4 protein-coding genes are annotated in these 2414 nt (G+C 74.2%); 2 read left to right on the forward strand and 2 right to left on the reverse strand.

Features of this window, described 5'->3' with window-relative positions:
- A partial coding sequence (locus ACFFNX_RS47710; protein ID WP_378213049.1) for a sulfate/molybdate ABC transporter ATP-binding protein occupies positions 1-658 on the forward strand: 658 nt, incomplete at its 5' end.
- Positions 659-714: 56 nt separating this feature from the next.
- Positions 715-1464, forward strand: coding sequence for a molybdate ABC transporter substrate-binding protein (gene modA, locus ACFFNX_RS47715; protein ID WP_378213050.1), 750 nt, complete (start codon positions 715-717; stop codon positions 1462-1464).
- Positions 1465-1476: 12 nt separating this feature from the next.
- On the opposite strand, the gene ACFFNX_RS47720 is transcribed toward modA, so the two are convergent.
- Both ACFFNX_RS47720 and ACFFNX_RS47725 read right to left on the reverse strand, forming a co-directional pair.
- The gene (locus ACFFNX_RS47720; RefSeq protein WP_378213052.1) at positions 1477-1971 is read right to left on the reverse strand and encodes a MarR family winged helix-turn-helix transcriptional regulator; all 495 of its coding nucleotides are present in this window, start codon (positions 1969-1971) and stop codon (positions 1477-1479) included.
- 49 nt (positions 1972-2020) lie between these two features.
- The coding region (locus ACFFNX_RS47725; protein WP_378213053.1) for an MFS transporter at positions 2021-2414 on the reverse strand (394 nt) is incomplete at its 5' end.

The following is a 2414-nucleotide window of genomic DNA, read 5'->3' on the forward strand; positions in this document are numbered from 1 at the left end:
CCGCCCGCGCACCCTCTCCGGCGGCCAGGCGCAGCGGGTCGCGCTCGCCCGCGCCCTCGCCGTACGGCCCCGGCTGCTCCTGCTGGACGAGCCGCTGTCCGCGCTCGACGTCGACACCCGGCGGGAGATCCGGGCCGGGCTGCGCCGCCACCTCGCGGAGTTCGACGGCGCGTCGCTGCTCGTGACCCACGACCCGCTCGACGCGATGGCGCTCGCCGACCGGCTCATCGTGATCGAGGAGGGCCGCGTCGTCCAGGAGGGCACGCCCGCGCACATCGCGCGCCATCCCCGTACGGACTATGTCGCCCGCCTCGTCGGCCTGAACCTCTACCGCGGCGTCTCCGCGGGCCACGACGTGAAGCTGGAGCGGCTGACCCTGTCGGTCGCCGAGTCGCTGACCGGCGAGGTGTTCCTGGCGTTCCCGCCGTCGGCGGTGGCGCTGTTCCGCACACGGCCGGAGGGCAGCCCGCGCAACCTGTGGGAGGCCGCGGTCGGCGGGATCGAGCCGCACGGCGACCAGGTCCGCGTGCACCTCGAAGGACCGCTGCCGGCCGCCGCCGACATCACCCCGGCGGCGCTGGCCGAACTCGGGCTGGCGGAGGGCGACCCGGTATGGGCGGCGGTCAAGGCGGCGGAGACCCACGCCTATCCCGCGTGACGGGCCACAGGGCCGCAGCGACGGCCCTTGTCCCGCAACGGCCTAAGATCACGCCCATGCCGTATTTCACGCGCCTCGCCTCCATTGTCGCGATGACCGTGGCCCTGGGCGGATGCGGCATCGCGTCCGGAGATGAGCGGTTCACCCTGAACGTCCTTGCGGCGTCGTCGCTCACCGACGCGTTCGGCGAGCTCGGCACCGCCTACCAGGAGGCGAACCGGCACGTGACGCACGTGCAGTTCGAGTTCGTCGGCTCGCAGGAGGCCGCCGGGGACGTCGACGACGGTGAGCACGCGGACGTGCTGGCCACCGCCGACAGCGCCTCGATGGACGTCGCCGCCGACAGGGTCACCGACCGCCGCCCCTTCGCGTACGGGACGATGACGATCGCCGTCGCGCCAGGTAACCCGCGGCACATCCACGGGCTGTCCGACCTCGCGAATCCGGACCTGCGGGTGGTGCTGGGCGGCCCGATCGTCCCCGTGGGCCGCTACGCCGCACAGGTCCTGGCGAAGGCGGGGGTGCGGGTACGGCCGGCGTCGGAGGAGGCCGACGCGCGGACCGTCCTGACGCGGATCCGCACCGGGGCCGCGGACGCCGGCATCGTGTACGTGACGGACATGCGATCGGCGGGCGTGTCGGCGAGCAGCGTCGCCATCCCGGCGCTCCAGAACGTCACGGCCACCTATTTCGCCGCCGCCGTCCGGCGGAGCGACCACGGCGACGCCGCCAGGGAGTTCGTGTCCTGGCTGAGCTCGTCCACGGCAAGGACGATCCTGCGCAAGTACGGCTTCCAGACCGGCTGATCCGGCCCCGGCTCACGAGCGGGCGGTGCCGGGCTCCTCGGCGAGGGTGTCCACCGCCTCGGTCAGCTGCCGCAGGCCGGGGAGGGCCTCGGCCAGGATGCTCTGGTGGCGGTCGTCCAGCGTGCCGAGGGCCGCCCGCAGGATCGCGGTGTTGGTCGCCTTCCAGCTCTCCACGGCCTGCCGTCCCGCCGGAGTCGGGCTCAAGGCGACGGCGCGGGCGTCGTCGGCGGCGCTCGTCCGTACGACGAGCCCGCGGTTATGGAGCGCGTTGACCAGCGTGGTGACGGAGTTGGCGGCGAGCATGAGCCGGCGCGCGATCCGGCCGGGGCGGATGCCGGGCTCGTCCGCCACGCACGCCAGCACCTCGAGCTGGGCGACCGAGAGCGGATTGCCCGGGTCGGCGGCGCGGGCGGCGCGGCGCATGGCGCGACGGAGTCGCGCGACGGTGTCGGCGAGGAGGACGCCGGTGTCCTCCGACGTTCGACCCGCCCGAAGATCGTGGGCCATGCCTCCCATTGTCCCCCTAAACGGCAGGATAAGTAGGCGCAGCCGACGTTCATGTCGAGGGTTCCCCGGGCGTACGGGCGACGAGCCCGGTCGCGGTCGCGACGACGGCGACGGCGGCCAGCGCGGCGAAGGCGATCCGGGCCCCGTCCCCGGCGCTGTGCAGGACGAGGGTCACGATGGCGATGCCCAGGGCGGTACCGATGCCGCGGGTCATGTTCACCATGCCGCCGGCGGTCGCCGAGAGCCGGCGCGGGACGGCGGCCATGACCGCGGTGTTGTTGGCGGGGATGAACAGGCCGAGCCCGAGGCCGAGAAGGAACAGGCCCCATCCGGAGATGTCCAGGCAGAGCAGCGCCGACGCGGCCGTGCCGACGGCCCCGCCGAGCACGCAGCGGCTCCGGTTGCCCAGGCGCCGCGGCAGCACGCGGTCGGCGGCGAGCGCG

It is taken from the genome of Actinoallomurus acaciae (genome assembly GCF_042429965.1).
GTDB lineage: Bacteria > Actinomycetota > Actinomycetes > Streptosporangiales > Streptosporangiaceae > Actinoallomurus > Actinoallomurus acaciae.

Coding starts and splice junctions, on each gene's coding strand:
- ACFFNX_RS47720 (WP_378213052.1), bottom strand. CDS start 1,971: ATGGCCCACGATCTTCGGGCGGGTCGAACGTCGGAGGACACCGGCGTC.
- modA (WP_378213050.1), top strand. CDS start 715: ATGCCGTATTTCACGCGCCTCGCCTCCATTGTCGCGATGACCGTGGCC.